The organism is Anoxybacillus sp. MB8, assembly GCF_011006755.1.
GTDB classification, from domain to species: Bacteria; Bacillota; Bacilli; order Bacillales; family Anoxybacillaceae; genus Anoxybacillus; species Anoxybacillus gonensis.
On record NZ_RXXX01000031.1, the window covers coordinates 16,200 to 34,868 of the forward strand.

At 41.6% G+C, this 18,669-nt stretch carries 20 protein-coding genes; 4 read left to right on the forward strand and 16 right to left on the reverse strand.

The features are described 5' to 3' along the window. Positions 1–4 precede the first annotated feature (4 nt). From EKC99_RS10910 to EKC99_RS10920, 3 genes are all read right to left on the reverse strand, one after another. Positions 5–1,315 (reverse strand): glycosyltransferase family 4 protein, encoded by a 1,311-nt coding sequence (locus tag EKC99_RS10910; RefSeq protein WP_163151871.1) that lies wholly within the window; start codon positions 1,313–1,315, stop codon positions 5–7. After that, positions 1,312–2,403: a CotS family spore coat protein gene (locus tag EKC99_RS10915; protein ID WP_163151873.1), complete on the reverse strand. Its 1,092-nt coding sequence runs from the start codon at positions 2,401–2,403 to the stop codon at positions 1,312–1,314. Before EKC99_RS10915 ends, EKC99_RS10910 begins: the two co-directional genes overlap by 4 nt. A 104-nt stretch (positions 2,404–2,507) precedes the next feature. Then, positions 2,508–3,002: a glutathione peroxidase gene (locus EKC99_RS10920; protein WP_163151875.1), complete on the reverse strand. Its 495-nt coding sequence runs from the start codon at positions 3,000–3,002 to the stop codon at positions 2,508–2,510. A gap of 131 nt (positions 3,003–3,133) precedes the next feature. On the opposite strand from EKC99_RS10920, the gene EKC99_RS10925 reads away from it, so the two are divergent. Genes EKC99_RS10925 through EKC99_RS10935 form a run of 3 tightly spaced genes read left to right on the forward strand, consistent with a single transcriptional unit; the run spans position 3,134 to position 5,268 of the window. Further along, positions 3,134–3,979 (forward strand): carbon-nitrogen hydrolase family protein, encoded by an 846-nt coding sequence (locus EKC99_RS10925; protein WP_163151877.1) that lies wholly within the window; start codon positions 3,134–3,136, stop codon positions 3,977–3,979. Between the two features lie 11 nt (positions 3,980–3,990). Then, on the forward strand, positions 3,991–4,653 hold the full coding sequence (locus tag EKC99_RS10930) for a GNAT family N-acetyltransferase (RefSeq protein WP_163151879.1): 663 nt from the start codon (positions 3,991–3,993) through the stop codon (positions 4,651–4,653). A 60-nt stretch (positions 4,654–4,713) separates the two neighbouring features. Further along, the gene (locus tag EKC99_RS10935) at positions 4,714–5,268 is read left to right on the forward strand and encodes a hypothetical protein (protein WP_163151880.1); all 555 of its coding nucleotides are present in this window, start codon (positions 4,714–4,716) and stop codon (positions 5,266–5,268) included. A 15-nt stretch (positions 5,269–5,283) separates the two neighbouring features. On the opposite strand, the gene EKC99_RS10940 is transcribed toward EKC99_RS10935, so the two are convergent. Continuing rightward, complete coding sequence (locus tag EKC99_RS10940; protein WP_240468853.1) at positions 5,284–6,150, reverse strand: BMQ_0737 family morphogenetic spore coat protein; 867 nt, start codon at positions 6,148–6,150, stop codon at positions 5,284–5,286. A gap of 187 nt (positions 6,151–6,337) precedes the next feature. Between EKC99_RS10940 and EKC99_RS10945 the strand changes: the two genes are divergently transcribed. After that, positions 6,338–6,700: a DUF3992 domain-containing protein gene (locus EKC99_RS10945; RefSeq protein WP_240468854.1), complete on the forward strand. Its 363-nt coding sequence runs from the start codon at positions 6,338–6,340 to the stop codon at positions 6,698–6,700. 34 nt (positions 6,701–6,734) lie between these two features. On the opposite strand, the gene EKC99_RS10950 is transcribed toward EKC99_RS10945, so the two are convergent. The 12 genes from EKC99_RS10950 to xylF form a co-directional block, all read right to left on the reverse strand. Continuing rightward, positions 6,735–7,172 (reverse strand): DnaA N-terminal domain-containing protein, encoded by a 438-nt coding sequence (locus EKC99_RS10950; RefSeq protein WP_240468855.1) that lies wholly within the window; start codon positions 7,170–7,172, stop codon positions 6,735–6,737. Positions 7,173–7,221: 49 nt separating this feature from the next. Further along, positions 7,222–7,467, reverse strand: a complete 246-nt coding sequence (locus tag EKC99_RS10955) for a YuzB family protein (RefSeq protein ID WP_009361344.1) — start codon at positions 7,465–7,467, stop codon at positions 7,222–7,224. 73 nt (positions 7,468–7,540) lie between these two features. Further along, a complete protein-coding gene (locus EKC99_RS10960) occupies positions 7,541–8,059 on the reverse strand; it encodes a hypothetical protein (protein ID WP_163151884.1) in 519 nt (172 codons plus the stop codon). Positions 8,060–8,063: 4 nt separating this feature from the next. Further along, positions 8,064–9,185 (reverse strand): o-succinylbenzoate synthase, encoded by a 1,122-nt coding sequence (gene menC, locus EKC99_RS10965; protein ID WP_163151886.1) that lies wholly within the window; start codon positions 9,183–9,185, stop codon positions 8,064–8,066. 57 nt (positions 9,186–9,242) lie between these two features. Then, the gene (locus tag EKC99_RS10970) at positions 9,243–9,950 is read right to left on the reverse strand and encodes an ABC transporter ATP-binding protein (protein WP_009361347.1); all 708 of its coding nucleotides are present in this window, start codon (positions 9,948–9,950) and stop codon (positions 9,243–9,245) included. 13 nt (positions 9,951–9,963) lie between these two features. Continuing rightward, positions 9,964–10,740: an ABC transporter ATP-binding protein gene (locus EKC99_RS10975; protein ID WP_163151888.1), complete on the reverse strand. Its 777-nt coding sequence runs from the start codon at positions 10,738–10,740 to the stop codon at positions 9,964–9,966. Then, positions 10,721–12,007 carry a branched-chain amino acid ABC transporter permease gene (locus EKC99_RS10980; protein WP_163151890.1) on the reverse strand — a complete coding sequence of 429 codons (1,287 nt, stop codon included), beginning with the start codon at positions 12,005–12,007 and terminating at the stop codon, positions 10,721–10,723. Before EKC99_RS10980 ends, EKC99_RS10975 begins: the two co-directional genes overlap by 20 nt. A gap of 9 nt (positions 12,008–12,016) precedes the next feature. Further along, positions 12,017–13,003 (reverse strand): branched-chain amino acid ABC transporter permease, encoded by a 987-nt coding sequence (locus EKC99_RS10985; protein ID WP_009361350.1) that lies wholly within the window; start codon positions 13,001–13,003, stop codon positions 12,017–12,019. Positions 13,004–13,124: 121 nt separating this feature from the next. After that, positions 13,125–14,330 (reverse strand): branched-chain amino acid ABC transporter substrate-binding protein, encoded by a 1,206-nt coding sequence (locus tag EKC99_RS10990; protein WP_163151892.1) that lies wholly within the window; start codon positions 14,328–14,330, stop codon positions 13,125–13,127. Positions 14,331–14,623: 293 nt separating this feature from the next. Continuing rightward, a complete protein-coding gene (locus EKC99_RS10995) occupies positions 14,624–15,793 on the reverse strand; it encodes a sugar ABC transporter permease (RefSeq protein ID WP_163151894.1) in 1,170 nt (389 codons plus the stop codon). 3 nt (positions 15,794–15,796) lie between these two features. After that, the gene (locus EKC99_RS11000) at positions 15,797–17,350 is read right to left on the reverse strand and encodes a xylose ABC transporter ATP-binding protein (protein WP_019417744.1); all 1,554 of its coding nucleotides are present in this window, start codon (positions 17,348–17,350) and stop codon (positions 15,797–15,799) included. Positions 17,351–17,366: 16 nt separating this feature from the next. Beyond that, complete coding sequence (gene xylF / locus EKC99_RS11005) at positions 17,367–18,449, reverse strand: D-xylose ABC transporter substrate-binding protein (RefSeq protein WP_163151896.1); 1,083 nt, start codon at positions 18,447–18,449, stop codon at positions 17,367–17,369. Positions 18,450–18,669: the final 220 nt, after the last annotated feature.

The following is an 18,669-nucleotide window of genomic DNA, read 5'->3' on the forward strand; positions in this document are numbered from 1 at the left end:
GGTTTTATGTCGTAATCGCCCATACAAATGCTTTTTTCCTTTTTTTATTCAACACCACTTCTTCTTGAATTGGTTGTAAAGGTGGTAAAACGGGCTCGGTCGGCTGTTCCGCAACGACTTGCTCAACCGTTTCCTTAACAGAAACAATGGCTTCTGTCGTAGAAAGATCGATTTGTTCGACATGTTGCCATACATGAAGCAAATCTGATGCCACGCGCTCCCAACGATAAAGTGATGTCGCTAATTTACGCCCGTTTTCCCCCATCTTCTTCATTAGTGTACGATTGGATAACACATATGTCATTTTTTCCACAAAGTCTTGCGGATCTTCTGGCCTTTCGACAACAACACCGTTTTCATTTGGAACGATGACTTCTGGATTCCCACCACGAGCGGTTGTAACAATCGGAAGCCCTGCCGCCATCGCCTCATAATGAACGCGAGCAAGCGGCTCTTGCCATTGCGACGTACAAACAAATAAGTCAGCAGCAGCAAACCAATGTTGAATGTCATTTGGCGACACAAACCCTGTCGCTACAACAGGAATCGGTAATCTTTTAGCTAATGAACGAACGTAAGCAATATAATCTGTCGTCCCTTCTTCACTAAACCATTTGCTTCCGACGATAACGAGCGCTAAGTCGTTAAATCGCTTCGCAAGTTCCGGCAATGCTTGAATTAGTTTGTCGACCCCTTTATTTGGCGATAAACGCCCTGCAAATAAAATGACTGTTTTTTGATCGATGCCATGCGCTTGGCGTAGCTGTTTACGAATCGACGCCATATTCGGATGATTCCCTGGTAAAAATCGTTCCGAGTCGACACCGGAGTAAATCGTTCGTAATTTCCCCTCTGCTTCTGGGTATAGGTCACGAATGACTTGGCCGATGTAGTTGCTAATGGTGACAATCGCACATACTTGCCTAATCACTTCTTCTGCTTCTTCACGGCTGATTTTCGCCACTTGAAACATATCGTTATGCATGCTAAGTGTAATTTTAGCATGAGGAGCGACTTGACGAATAGGTAAAACGAGACGTGGACGGTTAAAGATGTGGATGAGATCAAACGAATGAGCTTGCACGTATTGAACGACGTGATCCCGATACGTGTCAAACGTTCCCCCCGGGACACGTACATAATGAATGCCGTCGATCGTTTCTTCGTGTGGCAACGTTTCATGTTGTACACCTAATACCGTAATACGATGTGCACGGTGAAGATAAGGGAGAATACCAGCAATATACGTTTGAATCGCGCCACCGAGCACAGGAGGAACAGGTAGTTTTTCTGTACAAATCATTAAAATATTCATCTGTTTCCGTTCTCCTTCCAATCGTTTTCAATTTCCGCCAGAACCGGCCATTTCGTTTCATCCGTGGCAACAATCATTTCAATGAGTTGCATCGTTTGTTCCGTTAAAAACAGCTCTGGTTCATATACAACTTCTTTTAAGTTTTTGTAAAATTCATTCGGAAGTGACAAATCAATCATCAATATGTCATATAATGAAGCGTCGATCGGATTCGCTTCATGATACGCACGAATCATCTCTCGCACCCATTGAGCATCCCAGCGGTATAAATCAGCCATCGTACCGGAAATCAGTTTTCGTAAATCTCGGATGGGCAAATCATACGCCACGCCATCTAAATCGATAATCCACATGCCGTCTGCACCCATTTGTCCGTTCGACCAACCATAATCTTGATGCACTAATCCCCATTCGCTATGTCCGCGTTCGACTAGCTGGATGTACGCGGATTGTTGTAATCTTATGAAACTTTCGCGCGCCTGTGCTTGAAAGCGGTCGACAACTTCCAGTAACATCGCACTTGCAGGCATCTCTTTATACGCCTTCGCCAATTGGCGAAACCAGTCCATTTTGTTTATCGTTTTTTCATACGTTTTTGGCCATTTATACAGTCGGGACGCGATTTCTGCTCCTTTTGGAGGAACGTATCCTTTACTTAAACGATGAAACTCACCAAGCGCATAACAAAGCTGTTTCGCTCCTTCTAAATCTTTCGTTACAGGAAATAACGGCTCGATCCACTCAGCAACAAACCATAGTTTTCCTCCCGCCTCTACATAGTCCATCCCTTCTTTCGTTTGTACAATCGGCGGGACATTTGCGTTTTGCACATCGACTAAATATCGCTGAGCGCCAAGGCTAAACAAACTGCGTGTTGGACGACGATGAAGCAATTTTAAACTTTTTGGCCCTTTGTTCGTTTCTAACTTCCAAATAGCTCCCCCTTTATCCGGCTTCGTCGTGACAACTTGCCTACTTTGAACTGATAAATCGTAATGACGCAAAACATCTTCTGCCATTTGTTCAATATAGTCCGGTACGAAAAACTCATGCATCGTTTCATCTACGATCCAAGGTTCAATGAACATATAACCCCTCCTATTTGACATAAATCCCTACTATCTCAACATATGCACTATACAAAAATCCGTATAGACACATCCATTACTTCAAACAAAAAACCGTCTCTTTTTCATTCAGAGACGGGTTCGTGAAGCAACGATTCAATATGTTGTTCAAGCTCGAGTGGCTTTGTTGTTGGGGCAAACCGCTCAACAACTTGACCTTTGCGATCAACTAAAAACTTTGTAAAATTCCATTTCACCGCTTTCGTTCCTAATACACCTGGTGCTTGTTCCGTTAAGTAAGTGAAGAGCGGATGGGCGTTTGGACCGTTTACGTCCACTTTCGCAAACATCGGAAACGTCACACCATAATTGAGTTGACAAAACTGTGAGATGTCTTCTTCGGATCCTGGCTCTTGATTTCCGAATTGATTGCACGGAAAACCGAGCACAACAAAACCGCGATCTTTATACTTGTCATACAATTGCTGCAATTGTTCGTACTGTGGCGTCAATCCACATTTGCTTGCTGTATTGACGATTAATAATACTTTTCCTTTATACTGCGCTAACGATTGCTCTTCCCCACGAATCGTACGTACACGAAAATCATAAATGCTCATTTCATATTCCTCCTTTAGCGCTATTGTAACACATCGATCATTTTTTCTACACAAACGATGCTTCGATTCAGACAAAATAAAAAATGTTCGTTATAATGGTGAAAAAATACAAAAAAAGAAGGTGAGTGTCATTGAAAATGCGCGTCAGTGCGGTTCAATATCATTTACATACGATTGCATCATTTGAACAGTTTGCAAAACAAGTTGAACATTACGTAAAAACCGCGCAAGAATTTGGTGCTGAATTTGTGCTCTTCCCTGAGTTTATTACGACGCAACTCATGTCCATTGGAGATGGCATAACGATTGAAGAACTTCCGACGTTTACAGATGCATATCGCTCATTATTTTCAACTCTTGCGAAACAGACGAATATGCATATTATTGGTGGGACACATGTCATAAAAAGAGAAGATCGACTATATAATGTGGCACATTTATTTTATCCCGATGGAACGATTGCCGAACAGGCAAAGCTACATATTACGCCGACGGAAGTGAACGAATGGAATATGCATGGCGGCGATACATTACACGTCTTTCAAACAATAAAAGGAACGATTGCGATTTTAACATGTTATGACATTGAATTTCCTGAAATTGTACGCATGGCGCGCGCAAAAGGAGCGGATGTCATTTTTTGTCCGTCGTGTACCGATGATCGCCACGGATTTCATCGCGTACGCTACACATGTCACGCCCGTGCGATTGAAAATCAAGTATACGTCGTCACAACAGGGACAGTCGGGTCATTGCCAACCGTTGATTTTATGCGCGCAAACTTCGGGCAAGCAGCGATCATTACACCGAACGATATTCCGTTCCCGCCACGCGGTATTCTAGCCGAAGGAGAAATAAACGACGATATGATCATTACAGCGGATCTTGATTTACAGCTTCTTTACGACGTTCGCGAGCGCGGTTCGGTAACCACTTGGCGCGACCGTCGCATAGATTTATATACAGATTGGACGTAAGGAGGAACAAAATGTATAAAAAGCAACTTTACGTATTTCATGATGATCGTCCTATTCCTGCGCTTATTCGCAACTATGAAGAAAAAGATATCGATGCGTTAATTCGTATTCAACAAGAAAGCTTTCCACCCCCTTTTCCATCTGAACTATGGTGGAATAAAGAGCAACTCATGAATCATATCACACTTTTTCCAGAAGGAGCATTATGTGTCGAAATTGATGGGGAAGTCGTCGGATCGATGACCGGTTTAATTGTGAACTACCATCCGAACGACGCTGATCATACGTGGGAAGAAATAACGGACAGCGGATACATTCGCAATCATAATCGAAACGGCAATACGTTATACGTCGTTGACATTGGTGTGCGTCCAGCATATCGCAAACTCGGTTTAGGAAAGTGGCTCATGCAGTCGATGTACGAAGTTGTCGTCCATCAAAAGCTTGAACGGCTATTAGGTGGGAGTCGAATGCCCGAATATCATCGATATGCCAATGAAATGACTGCCGAACAATATGTAGATGCAGTTATAAAAGGAAAACTCACAGACCCTGTTATTACTTTTTTACTTCGCTGCGGGCGCACACCAGTGAAAGTCGTTGCTAATTATTTAGAAGATGCCCAGTCGTGCAACTACGCTTTGCTTATGGAATGGCGCAATCCGTTTTTATAACGACCCGTCCACACCTTTCCCTCTCTCGTTCATACAATAAAGTGAGAGAGGGGGGAAACGATGAAAAAATGTTGTTGTTGCGCACCTATACGCCATAAACCGTTACCTCCACAGCGTGACGAATGTCCATGCTGTGTCGAGGGAATGAAAATTGTGTTAGCACAGCTAAATGGAAAAGAAGTCGATATTGCAACGCTCGATCAAACAGGACCGGGACAAGGAAATAATAATTTTACGATCGGTTCAATTGTAAATGACTTTATTGTTACTGGCACAATTCCAGGTACAGAACAAGAGAAAAGATCTGCAGCATTTCCAATTTGTAACGTCGTCGGAGTAAGAGGAAACGTATTGAAAGACATTTCTCTACCTGCGATCGACGAAACGTGCGATTGTTGTGAACGTTCAATTACAAGCTTTTTGCAACATATCCAAGGGCAAACGGTTGATGTCGACACGTTAGCTACCGGGCAGTTCAATAATATGCAAAACGTCACGATTGATGCGGTCGGGAAAGGAACCGTCCGTCTGACGAAAACGAACGAAACATGGATCATCAATAGTTGCTTTATTTCAGGCATATTTGGCTTTACACGATCAGAGAGCTTCGCTTGACGCGTCGCTCTCTTTTTATATCGGACAACTTGGTATATGAACATGTTGCGGGCATATGTGTACTTGTTGTTCGACACGCGGGAAGCAGATCGTTCCTTCCAATTCCACTTTTACACGCCCAAGCGATTGAACATGTTGGCAAAGATGAACAGTGATAAATATTTGTGGGCACGTTGTTGAAAGAAATGCGACTTTACAGTCGGCCGTAACGGTTTCGCAAACGATAGTTGTCTCGGCTGGGGCACATAGTAACACATCCTCCATCGTTGCTAATGACATCGGCTTTGTTTTCCACACCGTTCCGTCTTTCTGAATGCATTGCACCACAACAAACGCCTCGACGAGAATATATACTCGCTGTAAGTTTACATGTTTTCCATTCGGCAACGTTACACGAACTGTCTGTCGTTCATCAAGGATGCGACAAGTCATCTCTCCTGGTTCAATCGGCTGTCCACATGCATCAGTCAATATGCAACGAATATGTTCACAATCATTCATCCGATGAATCTGTTGATGAAGTTGAATACATACACGTCCGACGCACGTGCCATCTCCTTTACATTCAACTTGAACGTCATGTAAATGTGATATGGTCACTGAGCGAGATTCTCCTTCTTGCAACGAAAAAGCAAATTCTCCATTTATAAAGACGTCCATTTTTTGCCCGCACCCTTGCTCATATACAACCGTCACCGTTCCAAACGCTTGCACGTTTTTTTCCGCTGACCATACGATCGTTTTTTTTCCGCACGGTGTACAAATGTCGACACAAATCTCGTGTTTCACAATAGGTTCTGTCAACGTTTCCCTTTTTGTTAATTTTACCGAGCGCGCAACCCAGTCAAATACTTTTTCCACATGAATACAATGCTTTTCCACTTGCCATCCCCCCTTTTTCATTCGATATATCATACTATGTGCGTATGTATATTCGTGCATAGGCATGCGATGAAAAAAATGTGTAAAAATTAGGTGTGCAACATAGGACAAAATCCTATACACTTTTCCTTTCCTCGCATTGTATATAAAGGAAGATGATTCTTCAATTAAACGAAAAGGAGCGGATATGATGAGCTGTGGAGGATGTTGTCCAGACCGTCCAATTGTGACGGATGAAGTTTGTCAAAATTGGGAGTTTTCATGTGATAGTACAGATCACACAATTTGGGAAGCAGATGGAGATGTCATTAAACCGTTTGGAACAGTAACTGTATTAGTTGAAAATAGTTGTGATGGGGTCGAGGTACACGTGAACGATATGAAGGTTGCCATATTAACAGAAGGGCAATCTTTTTCAAAAACGTTTAATAGCTTGAAAAAAGTATCAATTAAATGTCTTCATACCCCCAAATCCACTAACGATGCCCCTGTAGCATCTGGGTCTTGCTGTGGTAAATTATGTATGACAGTACATTATAAAAAATGTTAACAAACAGAGGTGTTCCATCATTTGGAACACCTTTTTAATGAATATACGTTTTCTGTACAGATTGCTCATCTGTTCCAAGCAGTCGTTCAAGAAATTCTGTCCGTTCGCGCAGTTGCGCCACTTCTTTTTCTATTTCTTCCATTTGCCGTTCCACTTTTGTGACCCGCGCTTCAAGATGCCACGTTTGTTTTTCGAGGGTAATCATGTAGTTCCACATACGCATAAATTGCTCGTTAGAAAGCTCATGAGGTGCCTCTAACTTGACAACCATCCGTTTTCCGCAAACTTTTTCGACCGCTTGTTCAATGTAAGACATATACAACGTTTCAATCCAACTTTTTTGCATTGGGTTTGTGCAATGAATAGTGACCGTATGTTCTTCCATCGTCGCTGTCGTTCCTTCAATCCATGTTTCAAAAGCAAGCGAGGACATCGTGCGAGATAACACTTGTTTTACTTCTGACCACATCATTTTCCCCCCTTTCACACATGAATTTAAACAAAAATAAAAAAATTCCTGCTTATTTTTCCCGAAACGCCCACCATTGTTTTGTCATTTCATAAGAAATACGATCATACAATTCATCCGTCGTCGCCGCTTTTACCGCTTCTCCGTCGATTAAAACGAACGGACAATGTTTGCACATTTTGCATTTGCCGACGCAATCTTTTCGCTTCACTTTCACATGTTTGAACGTTTGTTTTAAAAATTGATACAACGTTTTCGTTGCGAATTTATTCTTTTTACAAAAATGTATTTTTTTCATTCAGCAACACTCCAAGTATGATAACTATAATCATTTTCACTTCTATCATACTTGGAATATCACATGCCTTCAATTATTTTTGTTCAGCATACAAAAGCAACTGTTCAAGGGAACGAATGATGTATGGAATCATCTGTAATAAATCGTCAACATGGCTTTCGTTAATCGTACGTTCGAAATCAATCGTCACTTGATGAGTATATCGTTCATGTTTTGGGTATGTATACGTTAACGTTTGGATCACTGTGCGCTGTTCCCCCCAAATGTGCTTTAGCGCCTGTTCTACGTCTCCGCAATCAACATGTGTAGCTGAAAAAGAAAACGAAACCGTCACAGTACAGCCTGCGTTCGTAACATCTTCGTGTAACAACTCGTTTGCAATATGCTGGAGCGTCATTTCAAGCGAAATAGTACACGTCACTTGATGAGCATGACGCAATTGAAAAGAAAGAGCGTACGCGCGCGTAAATTTCGCTAAGTCAACGATGTCTGAGCGATCAATGATCGCAATCAGTTCATCATTTGTATCTAGATCGTAAATGGCTCCTTCAACAACCGTTTTTAAATTATCAAAAATCGTCGGATCAAACATATCATCATCCTTTCACACGCTTATATATTTTTGAGCGAACGACACGCCTTTCAACTTCTTTCCTATTCACTTCATAGCCTATACCAAGCTGTTTCGAAACGAAAATGCGTCCATGATGAACGGTAACTTCTGGATCAATGAAATCACGGTCCCAATAATTTGCCGACGCAGCGGTATCGCTTGGCAAAGAAAAATGAGGAAGTGTTGCTAAAGCGATGCTATGTGCTCGTCCAACTCCGCCTTCTAACATACCGCCGCACCATACAGGAATATGATGTTGTTGGCATAAATCATGAATGCGTTTCGCTTCCGTTAATCCACCTACTCGACCAATTTTTATATTGATGATTCGGCAACTTTGCAATTCAATGGCTTTTTTGGCATCTTCGTATGAACATATGCTTTCATCTAAACAAATCGGTGTGTTTAACTTTGCTTGTAATTTCGCATGATCAACGATGTCATCTACAGCAAGCGGCTGTTCAATCATCAGCAACTCATAGTCATCGAGCGCTTGTAAGCGATCGATGTCGTGTAACGAGTAAGCGGAGTTTGCATCGACCATAAGCGGAACATCAGGGAAATGTTGACGAACGACACGAACGACATCCACATCCCATCCTGGCTTAATTTTTATTTTTACACGCCTGTATCCTTCCGCAAGCGCTTGCTCCATTCGTTTTAGCAAATTCGTTATTGGCTGAATGCCAATGCTTATCCCAACTTCCACTTCTTGTTTTTCGCCGCCGAGCGCCGCGCTTAATGACATCCGATGTCGTTTGGCAAATACATCCCATACCGCCCCTTCCAGCGCTGCTTTGGCCATGTAATTGCGGCGAATCATCGAAAATCGGGTGCGCAATTCATCTGGATGATGAACGGGCGCTTGAAAAAGAAGCGGAATTAAAAAATGTTCAAGCATATGCCACGTCGTTTCCAACGTTTCTTCCGTATACCAAGGGGCAGAAAAAGCAACACCTTCCCCCCATCCTCGCTCGCCATTTTCATCAATCGCTTCCACTAATAAAACAGGTCGCGTTTTCATCGTTCCAAAGCTTGTTGTAAACGGTGATTTTAATTCCATTTCTAAATGTCGCAATATTACTGTATCAATGTGCACATCCATCCCTCCAAAACAATTATACAAAAAGGCGCTAGCTTTTGTCGCCAGACGCCTTGTGTTTCACCCTAAATATGCTTCTCGTACTTGTTCGTTTCCAAGCAGTTCTTTTCCTGTACCTGACATTGTAATTTCTCCTGTTTGAATGACGTAGCCACGATGCGCGATTTGCAACGCTTGAAATGCGTTTTGTTCGACAAGCAAAATCGTCATTCCCTCATCGTTTAACTCTCGAATAATATGAAAAATTTGCTCGACGATAATTGGGGCTAACCCCATCGATGGTTCATCTAACATGAGCAACTTCGGTTTCATCATTAAAGCACGACCGATCGCCAACATTTGTTGCTCTCCTCCACTCATTGTCCCCCCTTTTTGTTGTAGACGCTCTTTTAGCCGAGGGAAATAATGAAATACTCGCTCCATTCGCTCAGCTATTTCTTTTTTATCATTCACCGAAAAGGCGCCCATTTCTAAATTTTCTTTTACCGTCAATCTCGGAAAAATTCTCCGTCCTTCAGGAACATGGGCGATGCCTGCTAAGGCGGTCATATGTGGTGGCGTATTTGTTATGTTTTTTCCTTCGTATACAATGCTCCCACTTTTCGCCTTCACTTGTCCGCTAATTGTTTTTAATGTCGTCGATTTTCCGGCACCGTTACTGCCGATTAACGTAACAATTTCCCCTTCACATACTTCTAAATCAATTCCTTTTAGCGCATGAACTCCACCATAAAACGTATGAACGCACTCTAAACGCAACAAACTCACTCGCCATCCCCTCCTACGATGCTGTTGTCGCTCCTTTTCCTAAGTAAGCTTCAATGACTTTTTCATTATTTCGAATGTCATCTGGCGTACCTTCAGCAATTTTTTCTCCATGATCTAACACAATAATATGTTCAGAAATTTCCATCACGAGCTTCATATCATGTTCAATTAAAATAATTGTTAGTTGCAATTGTTCACGCATATTATAAATGAGCTTCGTCAATTCCGCTGTTTCTTTCGGATTCATTCCAGCGGCAGGCTCATCTAATAGCAACACTTTTGGTTTCGTCGCTAGTGCGCGGGCAATTTCAAGTTTTCGCTGCGCCCCATAAGATAAATTTTTTGCCTCTTCGTTATAAAGTGACTCCAAACCGACATATTGCAAAAGACGATACGCCTCTTGTTTCGCTTCTTTTTCCTCTTTGCGCATCAATGGAGTAGAAAATATCGTATGAAATAACCCGCTACGTAAATGTGTATGCATGCCAACCATGACATTTTCTAATACCGTCATCGCTCCGAATAAACGGATATTTTGGAACGTGCGCGAAATGCCTTTTTGTGCAACTTGATGAGGCTTTAGTCCAACGAGCGACTCGCCATTTAATAAAATATCACCGCTCGTCGGCTGATACACCCCGGTGACCATGTTAAACAATGTTGTTTTCCCCGCACCGTTCGGTCCGATAACCGCTGTAATAGATCCTTGTTGTACATCCATATCAATATTGTTGTTTGCTACAAGCCCACCAAATTGCTTTGTTAATTGTTTAACCGTTAAAATAGACACCTTTCGCTCCCTCCTTTCCATCTGCTACGTTTGTTACACCACTTTTCAACTCTTTTTCATCAAAACGAGGATTTTTTGCCGGCAACAATCCTTGTGGACGATACAAAGCAAATCCAATTAAAATCAAGCCAAAAATAAACCGTTGCATTTTAGCTGGAGATAGTGCATCAGGAATGTGAACGACTCCACTTAAACTAAGCTGGTTCAACCAGTTTGTTAACTCTGTGAGCACTTGAAGATTTAAAATCGTTACGAGCGCCGCACCGAGTATGACCCCCGGGACGCTACCCATGCCTCCTAAAATGACCATGACGAGAATTGTAATGGACTCGAGCAGTGTAAAGCTTGTTGGATCAACAAACGTCTGTTTTGCTGCAAATACGACACCCATCATTCCTGAAAATGAAGCGCCAACGGCAAACGCCATCAACTTTGTACGAACGAGCGGAATACCCATCGCTTGTGCGGCAATTTCATTTTCCCGTACCGCTTTCCATGCTCGACCAATTTTCGAATATTCTAAACGACGGACAATAAAAATCGTAAGCAACAAAATCACTAATACGACATAATAAAATTGACTCGGGTACATAAATTCAATCCCAAACAGTTTGGGTGGTTGAACAGAAGCGAGCCCCATCGCACCGTTTGTAATGTTAACTGGCTTATCTAAATTATTGAAAATAATACGAATAATTTCTCCAAATCCGAGCGTTACGATCGCTAAATAATCGCCTTTTACTCGTAACACCGGAATGCCGAGCAACACGCCAAATATCGCAGCAATAACACATCCGATAATTAAAAATATCCAAAAACTTTCTCCGGATAGTGGATACTTTCCAAATGGCATAAAGTTGTTTGCTTGTGCTGTCGCGAAAATACCGTACGTATAAGCACCGATGGCAAAAAACGCTACGAAGCCTAAGTCTAAAAGACCAGCAAGTCCTACAACAATGTTTAATCCAAGCGCCATCGCAATGTAAATTCCGACTAACGTGGCCACTTCCATATATGATTGATAAGCTTCTCCTTGGCTTGCGGCTAGAGGCAATAGCACGCTTAATACGAGAATGCCGATGACCCACTTCACACGATTCGAAAATGTCGTAAAATATAAAACTAAAAGCGAAGAAAGCAAAAGCAAAAAAGCAATAACGGATTTTTGTGCTAAATATAAACTAGCAAACGTGATAGCGATATACGCACCAATCAAGGTCGCCTGAAAACGTTTATTTTGCTCGAATACGTTCAACCATTTTTTCATCTCGACCACCTACACTTTCTCAACGGACACTTTTCCGAATAGTCCTTCTGGCTTAAAAATAAGAACAATAATTAAAATAGAAAAAGCAAACACGTCTTTGTACTCCGCTCCTAATATTCCATCAGAGACGATCGGTAAGTTGGCCGCTGCAAACATTTCAAGCAGACCGAGAACAATGCCACCAAACATCGCACCACGAATGTTTCCAATCCCACCTAATACCGCGGCGGTAAAAGCTTTCAATCCTAAAATGAAACCGATGTATGGATCAATCGTTCCATATTGAATCGCAAAAAGAACACCTGTTGCTCCACCTAATGCAGATCCAATAAAAAACGTTAAAGCGATCACTTTATTGACATTTACACTCATAAGCGCAGCCGTTTCACGATCTTGGGCGACAGCACGCATCGCCATCCCCCACTTCGTTTTATTCACAAAAAAGTCAAGCGTCACCATCATGACAACAGCTGTAACTAAAACGATAAAGAAAGAGGACTTAACTGAGGCGTCATGAAATCCTGACCAAATAGAGGAAGCTGAAATGTTTACTTGCCCAGTAAACAAACTTGGACCAGTTAAAATGTAGTTTCCTTTCTTTAATTCTGTAATAAAACGAACAAAATCTTGTAATAAGAAGGAAATACCAATTGCTGTAATGAGTGTAATTAATTTCGGGGCATTTCGCAATGGACGATAAGCAATTCGTTCAATACCCATGCCGAGCAATCCCGTCACAATCGATGTCGCTACAAGAACGAGAAGTAACGCCAACAACATCGGCATAGAAGATAGCCAGCCAAAAGCAGAAAATGATAATAAAAGCGCTGTCCCAATAAACGCACCTGTCATGAAAATTTCTCCATGAGCGAAGTTAATGAGTTCTAAAATGCCGTACACCATTGTATATCCGAGAGCGACAATGGCGTATACAGCGCCCAATGCCAATCCGTCGATGATGACTTGGGGCAATGTTTGTAGCACATGTTCGATCATATGTGGTTCCTCCATTTCCTTGTCTTTTTCTAAAAACATTTAGCTTGTCCCTTTGCTCGTGAAAAAATTTACAAGAAAAGGGTACGGCAAACTGTCATACCCTTTTCACACGTATGCATCATTATTTACTTACTTCATCTTCTAATCGAGCCGGATATGTTGCTTCTTCAAATTTGTAAATGTAAATTTTCGCGTATTTGTTGTCCCCTTTTTCATCAAAGCTTACTTTTGTCACAACTCCTTCATAATCTTGAACGTTACGAACCGCTTCCGCTACTTGTTCACGGGAAGGAAGTTTGTTTCCGTTTGCTTTAATCGCATCTTCAATCGCCTTTAATAAAACACCCATCGCATCATATCCATAAGCAGAATACGACTCAATATTTTTGCCGAATTTTTGTTTATACTTTTCAGCAAACTGCTTTCCAGCCTCTGTCGTCGTTGCAATACCTGCTGCAGATGTAATGAATGTATTTTTCACTGCATCGCCCGCAATTTCAACAAGCGTTGACGAGTCCATCCCATCTCCGCCCATAAATGGTACATTAATACCTTTATCACGAGCTTGCTTAATTAACATGCCACCTTCTGTATACATCCCACCGAAATAAACGAGATCCGGTTTTTTCGCGAGCACCTGATTTAATACGCCATTAAAGTCTTTCTCACCAATTGTAATTCCTTCAAATCCAACAATTTCAGCACCTGCTTCTTCTGCTCCTTTTTTAAACGCTTCTGCTAAGCCTGTGCCGTATGCCGTTTTATCTTGAATGATAAAAATTTTCTTTGCTCCTAATTTTTCAACAGCGAATGTTGCACCTGCAGGACCTTGGAAATCGTCACGTGCACAAATGCGGTTCACCGTTTTTAAACCTCGGTCAGTGACATCTGTTGCTGTGTTTGCTGGAGAGACCATTGGGATGCTATATTTTTCGTAAATTTCTGAGGATGGAATGGCAACACCTGAGTTCAAATGTCCAACTACACCTAAAACTTGCTGATCGGCTCCAATTAATTGAGCGTTTGCTACTCCTTTTTTCGGATCGGCTTGATCGTCATATGGAACGAGTTCTAATTTGAAACCTAACTTCTCGAATTTTTCTTTTTGCTCTTCTAAAGCGAGTTGAGCCCCGAGTTTGATCGATTCTCCTAACGTTGCTGCTCCACCAGAAAGCGGACTTTGTGTGGCAATTTTAATGACTGTCCCCCCTCCAGATTCTCCACCGTTTTTCGTCGTTTCCGACGTTTTCTCTGCTGAACAGCCAGCTAACAAACCAATGGCTAAAGCAGCAGATGTAAAAATAGAAAGCGTCTTTTTCCTTTTCATGTCAATCCCCCTTTTTTATTTTCTGAAAATTTAATATTTTCACAAGAATAATATAATATGAATCAACAGAATAGACAAGATGCATTTTTTAAATTTTTAAAAAATACACATTTCAACAAAAAAACTGATCGCATGAACGATCAGCTCGATTTTTTTCCCCCACATCCCGATGGAAAATGGAATGGGAAGTATGAAAATATCCCCCCTAACAGTATATTTCTAAAACATTTCCATTTTCATACAAAAGAAGCGCCTAGAAAGGTACTATTTTCTTCCTTTCTGGGCGCCCTTTATTAATTTACTTTTCTTTTTCGGCTAGCAATATCGATCCAAACGGCTAAAATTAAAATACTTCCTTTTACAATGTATTGCCAAAATGTCTCCATACCGAGTAGCGACATCCCGTTATCGAGCGACGTCATGACCATGGCTCCGATCATTGCACCGATAATTGTACCTGATCCACCCATTAACGACGTTCCACCGATGACGCAAGCAGCAATCGCATCTAGTTCGTACATTTGTCCCGCTGAAATGGTAGCTGATGATAAGCGTGCCGTTAACACGAGAGCCGCAATGGCAGAAAGCAATCCTGTAAAAACAAACAACATCATCGTATGACGTTGAATGTTAATACCAGATAAACGAGCGGCTTCCACGTTGCCTCCAATTGCATATACATGACGACCAAATGTCGTTTTTGTCGCAATGAATGAAAAGATCAATGCGAGTGCAATAACAAAAATAATAGGAAAAGGAATTCCTTTATAACTGTTCATCGTCAAAACGAATAACAAAATAAGTACGCTAATGACAAGTAGTTTAGCAATCTCAATCGGTAATGGCGAGACAGTAAAGCCGTATTGTTGCCGCGATTTTCGCTTACGGAACGTAGAAACGAATAAAGAAACAATAGCGATCACCGCAAGCACGATACCAAAGGCGTTTGTAAAATATGCGCTTCCTAAAGCGATAAATTGAGCATCAAAAATTGGGATGGTTGTTGATTTTGTAATCCCCATTAACGCCCCACGAAAAATCATCATCCCACCTAACGTAACGATAAACGCTGGGATCGCGCGATAAGCAACTAGCCATCCTTGAACAAAACCGACAAGCGCTCCCGCAAGCAACGTGCATACGATGACAACAGATGTCGGCATTCCCATCCAGTTGCTTAAAATGGCTGCGATGCCACCAGTTAATCCGACGATCGAACCGACGGAAAGGTCAATATGCCCCGCAACGATGACGAGCACCATACCAATTGCCAAAATAGCGGTAACCGACATTTGTGTAAATAAGTTGGATAAATTTCGCGCGCTTAAAAACGTCTCATTTAACATACCAAAGAAAATCCAAATCGCAATGAGTGCACCGATCATCGTATAAGCACGAATATCTACTTTTCCAAATATATTTTTCTTCTTTTGTTGCTGTTCGATGACTGCTTTTACTTCCATGACTCATTCCCCTCCTGTCGCTGCCATCATAATATTTTCTTGTGTTGCTTCATCGTGTGATAACTCTTTCACAATTCGTCCTTCACGCATGACATAAATGCGATCGCTCATTCCTAAAATTTCTGGAAGCTCAGAAGAAATCATCATGATGGCAACGCCTTCTTCAGCTAATTGATTCATTAAATGATAAATCTCATATTTTGCACCAACATCAATACCGCGTGTTGGCTCGTCTAATATTAAAAGCTTTGGCTTCGCCATTAACCATTTCGCTAATACGACTTTTTGTTGATTTCCTCCAGATAACGTACCAACCGCTGTTTCTAAAGACGCTGTTTTCGTTTTTAGTTCATCGACATACTTTTGACTCCACTTTAACTCTTCATTTTGATTAATGACTTGCAAACGGCTAATGTTTTTTAAACTTGCTAGTGTCGTGTTTGTTTTAACATCCATTCCGAGTACAAGACCTAACCTTTTTCGATCTTCTGTGACAAGTGCAATGCCCGAGCGAATGGCGTCTTGCACAGAGCGAATGTGTACTTGCTTTCCTTCCATCCATACTTCTCCTTCAGCTTTTCCTTCGTATGCACCGAACAAGCTCATCGCTAGTTCCGTTCGCCCAGCTCCCATCAAGCCAGCAATTCCGACAATTTCCCCAGCACGAACAGTCATATGAATACCATCGTTGACTTTCATCGGTTTTTCTTTATGCCAAACGGAATAGTTTTTCACTTCTAATACGACATGCCGCGGCGTTTTTTTGACGTACGGATAACGTTCTGTCAATTCGCGTCCAACCATAAGCGCAACTACTTCATCTTCATTCGTTTCTGCGCGTGAAAGTGTCGCAATAGATTTTCCGTCGCGCAATACGGTGATCGAATCTGCTAATCGAAATACTTCTGGCATTTTATGAGAAATATAAATACACGCAACTCCTTGTGCCCGTAGCTGTTCTAAAATACCCATTAAAATTTCAACTTCACTTTCAGTTAAAGCTGCCGTGGGTTCATCTAAAATTAAAATGTTTGCTTGTTTTGCGAGCGCCTTTGCGATTTCAACTAATTGCTGTTGACCTATGCCGAGTGAATGGATTTTTGTTCGTGGAGAAATTGTTAATCCGACTTTCTTTAACCATGTTTCTGCTTCATAATACAATTGATCCCATTGAATGACACCGAATTTACGTGGCTCGCGTCCTAAAAAAATGTTTTCGCCAACCGTCATTTCTTTTACGAGTGCAAGCTCCTGGTGGATGATCGCAATGCCCGCCCGTTCCGCATCAACAATATTTCGAAACGAGACTGGTTTGCCATCAATACGAATTTCACCATCATACGTGCCAGCTGGATATAGTCCGCTTAACACTTTCATCAACGTCGATTTTCCAGCACCATTTTCGCCACAAAGCGCATGAATTTCTCCCTTTTTCACTTTGAAACTAACACGGTCAAGCGCTTTCACACCGGGAAACTCTTTTGTAATATTCATCATTTCTAACGCATACATTCGTTTCACTCCCGTTGTATCATGTTGAAAATAAGGGTCTGGCAAAGCCAGCCCCTTGTTTTCATTGTTTTGGCCATTGATCTTTCGGTACGTTTTTGAATACGTCCTCTAATTTGTGATACCCATCTTTAATGACTGTATCTAATACGTTGTCTTTTGTTACCGCAATCGGATCAAGTAAAACAGATGGAACATCAATTTTGCCGTTTGATACAGTTTGATTCGTTTCGATTTTCTCGCCTTTCGCTAAAGAAACAGCCATCTCCGCTGCTTTTGTTGCAATAGCTTTAATTGGCTTATATACTGTCATCGTTTGAGTACCTTCAACGATTCGTTGGAGTGCTGCCAAGTCAGCATCTTGTCCAGAAACAGGTACTTTTCCTGCCAATCCTTGTGCGGCTAATGCTTGAATGACTCCACCTGCTGTTCCGTCATTCGCTGCAACAACGGCTTGAATGTTATTATTGTTTGCTGTTAATGCGTTCTCCATATTTTTTAACGCTTCTTCTGGTTTCCAATCTTTTGAGAATTGATCGTAAACAATTTTAATGTCGCCTTTTTCTTCAAGCGGCTTTAATACGTTCATCGCTCCTTGGCGGAATAAATGGGCATTGTTATCTGTATCTGCTCCACCGATGTAAACGTAATTTCCTTTTGGTGCTTTCTCTACAATCGCTTGTGCTTGCATTTCACCGACGCGCACATTGTCAAATGAAACATAATAATCAACATCTGCGTTTTTTATTAATCGATCATACGCTATTACAGGAATTCCTTCTTTATGTGCTTTATCTACAATTGGAGCAGAGGCTTCGGCGTTGTGGGGGATCACAACAAGTACATCTACTCCTTCGGAAATGAGCTGTTCGGCTTGGCTCAATTGCACAGCATCATCTCCGTTTGCCGCTAACGTTTTTACTTCCCCTCCAAGCTCTTTCACTTTTGCCTCAAACAATTCTTTATCCCTCTGCCAACGTTCTTCCTTCAGTGTGTCCATAGAAAGTCCTATGACAATTTTGTCATCGTCTTTTTTCGATGATTCGCTTCCCCCTTCGTTTCCTGAAGATACAACCCCGCACGCTGTTAATGCAGAGGCTAGAACAAATGTTGCCGCCCCTTTCGCGACATGTTTCCACCATTTCACATGTATTCCCCCTTGTTTTTCATATCGTTTACATGTTAAGCGTACCATAAGGAAAAGAAAGCGTTTTCTTCGTTTTCTTCACTTATTTGCGATATATTCGCACAATTTAAACGTTTTCATAATTGTGAAACTCATATTTCGCACCTTGGTAGGGCGGAACAAAAGGATTTTTTATTCAGTTTTTTAGAATAACTTTTAAACCAACACCAAAAGCGATGGT

Bases quoted from the DNA above. Each gene is read 5' to 3' on its own strand.
- EKC99_RS10985 (WP_009361350.1), bottom strand. From the start codon at position 13,003: ATGATCGAACATGTGCTACAAACATTGCCCCAAGTCATCATCGACGGA.
- EKC99_RS10910 (WP_163151871.1), bottom strand. From the start codon at position 1,315: ATGAATATTTTAATGATTTGTACAGAAAAACTACCTGTTCCTCCTGTG.
- EKC99_RS10930 (WP_163151879.1), top strand. From the start codon at position 3,991: ATGTATAAAAAGCAACTTTACGTATTTCATGATGATCGTCCTATTCCT.
- menC (WP_163151886.1), bottom strand. From the start codon at position 9,185: ATGGATGTGCACATTGATACAGTAATATTGCGACATTTAGAAATGGAA.
- EKC99_RS10995 (WP_163151894.1), bottom strand. From the start codon at position 15,793: ATGGAAGTAAAAGCAGTCATCGAACAGCAACAAAAGAAGAAAAATATA.
- EKC99_RS10950 (WP_240468855.1), bottom strand. From the start codon at position 7,172: ATGATGTGGTCAGAAGTAAAACAAGTGTTATCTCGCACGATGTCCTCG.
- EKC99_RS10945 (WP_240468854.1), top strand. From the start codon at position 6,338: ATGATGAGCTGTGGAGGATGTTGTCCAGACCGTCCAATTGTGACGGAT.
- EKC99_RS10915 (WP_163151873.1), bottom strand. From the start codon at position 2,403: ATGTTCATTGAACCTTGGATCGTAGATGAAACGATGCATGAGTTTTTC.
- EKC99_RS10990 (WP_163151892.1), bottom strand. From the start codon at position 14,330: ATGAAAAGGAAAAAGACGCTTTCTATTTTTACATCTGCTGCTTTAGCC.
- EKC99_RS10960 (WP_163151884.1), bottom strand. From the start codon at position 8,059: ATGTTTGATCCGACGATTTTTGATAATTTAAAAACGGTTGTTGAAGGA.
- EKC99_RS10920 (WP_163151875.1), bottom strand. From the start codon at position 3,002: ATGAGCATTTATGATTTTCGTGTACGTACGATTCGTGGGGAAGAGCAA.
- EKC99_RS10955 (WP_009361344.1), bottom strand. From the start codon at position 7,467: ATGAAAAAAATACATTTTTGTAAAAAGAATAAATTCGCAACGAAAACG.
- EKC99_RS10935 (WP_163151880.1), top strand. From the start codon at position 4,714: ATGAAAAAATGTTGTTGTTGCGCACCTATACGCCATAAACCGTTACCT.
- EKC99_RS10980 (WP_163151890.1), bottom strand. From the start codon at position 12,007: ATGAAAAAATGGTTGAACGTATTCGAGCAAAATAAACGTTTTCAGGCG.